The sequence below is a fragment of the Thermococcus sp. 101 C5 genome, assembly GCF_009372125.1.
Taxonomy (GTDB): Archaea; Methanobacteriota_B; Thermococci; order Thermococcales; family Thermococcaceae; genus Thermococcus_A; species Thermococcus_A bergensis.
Window position 1 is genome coordinate 1 of sequence record NZ_WHIZ01000115.1, and the last position, 1,895, is coordinate 1,895.

Annotated in this window: 2 protein-coding genes; both read right to left on the reverse strand. The window is 48.4% G+C overall.

Translation table 11 applies throughout. The annotated features are described in order from the left end of the window. Positions 1–41: 41 nt before the first annotated feature. Positions 42–1,301, reverse strand: a complete 1,260-nt coding sequence (locus GBV73_RS11020; RefSeq protein ID WP_052315877.1) for an RNA-guided endonuclease TnpB family protein — start codon at positions 1,299–1,301, stop codon at positions 42–44. Between the two features lie 35 nt (positions 1,302–1,336). Further along, positions 1,337–1,771 carry an IS200/IS605 family transposase gene (gene tnpA / locus GBV73_RS11025; RefSeq protein WP_042699144.1) on the reverse strand — a complete coding sequence of 145 codons (435 nt, stop codon included), beginning with the start codon at positions 1,769–1,771 and terminating at the stop codon, positions 1,337–1,339. Between the last annotated feature and the right edge of the window lie 124 nt (positions 1,772–1,895).

Consider the following 1,895-nt stretch of genomic DNA (forward strand, 5'->3'; position numbering starts at 1 on the left):
CTGACCTCCTCCCCGCCCTGAAGGGCGAGGGTTCCAACGAGTTAACCCCTCGCCATTGGCAGGGAGGTTTGAGGGGTTTCATTTAGACCCAAGTTAAAGCGGGTCTTCGACCCCTCGGGGAGGGTCTTCCCCCCGTTACCCCTCCTCTGAGCATAAAGGCCGCCCAGATTCGGGGTTATCTTTTCCACAGCCTTCTTTAAAATGTTGAAAGCACCAATCAAATCCGCGTTAAAGTCAAGCCCCGTCGCGGGACACTTAAACAAACCACGAACAAAGCGGGCCCCCTCGTGGGGCTTCCCGCAAACGGGGCAGGTTTTTGAGGTGAAAGCCTCATTAACAACCTGAACAACGATGCCATATTCCTCAGCCACTTCCTTGAGCCTTTGAATCACAGTATTGAACCTCCAGACGTGGGAGAGGAGGAAGTTCTGCCTCTTGCCTTTCTCAGAGTTTCTGGCAATCCCCTTCGGGTAACCTACAACAATCCTCGAAACTCCGAGGTGGTAGAGCTTTTCAACGGTCTGTCTTACTGCCGTGTTGATGTAATGCTTTGCTTGAAGTTTAGCCTTCCCGTGCATTCTTTTGAGTTTTCTACTTCTCTTCGCTCCCGACCTGTTAAGTTTTGACTGATAATCCGCAATCCTCTTCCGCCAGTAAAAGGCTATTGATTTTAATGGCCTGCCGTTCACGAGGAAGCTTTCACCGTTCTCAACGTAGACCGCCATTAGATTGTTCACTCCCAAATCAATTCCCGCTGAAAGGTCGCCCAATGGTTTCCTTGGAACTTCAATCCACTCGCCTCCAATTAGTTTCTCCTCGACGGTAATGCTGATGTGGGCATACCATTTCCGCTTAACGGTATCGTAGGTTATTTCCAGCCTTCCTTGTTTGCCTTTGAGGTGTATTTTCCCCTTAAACTGGACTTCGAGGCGTTTGAACTTGCCGAGGCCTTTGAGAATTAACCTGTTGCCCTCAATCTTGTATTGGTCGTTCCTGAGTACGATTAAAGGTTTTCTTTTCCCATCGTCTTTCAAGTAGTTCGGTGGCTTCGGCTTCAACCACTCGGGCAGTTCTCCGTTCCGCTTATTCCTTAAGAGTGAGAAGAAGCTCCTCCAGCTTTCAGCATTCTTCCTGCAAATTTGCTGGACTGTTGCGGAGCCGATTTCCTTTTTGAATTCTTCATAGACGATTTTCTCCGTCCTGTTGAAGTCCACTGGTTTACCCTCGAAGAATTCCTGCCTGCGAAGGTAGTTTATCTGGTTCCAAACTTTAGCCCCAATGTCAGCTAACTCGAAGAGAATTCTCTCGGTTTCTTTTGAGGGCTGGAGTTTGAGCGTTACGCTCCTCTTCGTTTCAACTCACGCTCCCATTGGGTTTCAACGTAGTGCTTCACAATCTCGTCCGTTATGTAGCCGACTGAGGCGACGAAATAGGAGCGAGACCATAACCTACCGTGTGTCGTCTTGCTCCTCAGTTCTGGAAACTCTTGGAGGAGTTTTCTGGCGGTTTTGCCTTTCAAGTGGTTCACTATTTGGGCTGGCGAGAGGTTGGGCTTTGCCTGAAGGAAGACGTGAACGTGGTCGGGCATTACTTCGAGGGCAATAACCTCGCACCCGATTTCTTCCGAGTATTCTTTGAACATTTCTTTGAGTCTCTCGACGACTTTTCCGGTGAGAATGTCTCTCCGGTATTTTGGTATCCAGACGAAATGGTAGGTTATGAAGTGTTTTGCGTGTCTTGTTCTTTTGATTCTTGGTGATTCGGGTTTCATTGTGAACCCCTTAATGTATGGTCTGCATTATTGCTTAAATGCTTTTCGCTTTCCTGTTTGAGGGCTGTTGGGTAGTTTACTGCATCCCCGCCCTAAAGGGCGAGGCTTTCAGAAGAAAAAGTAA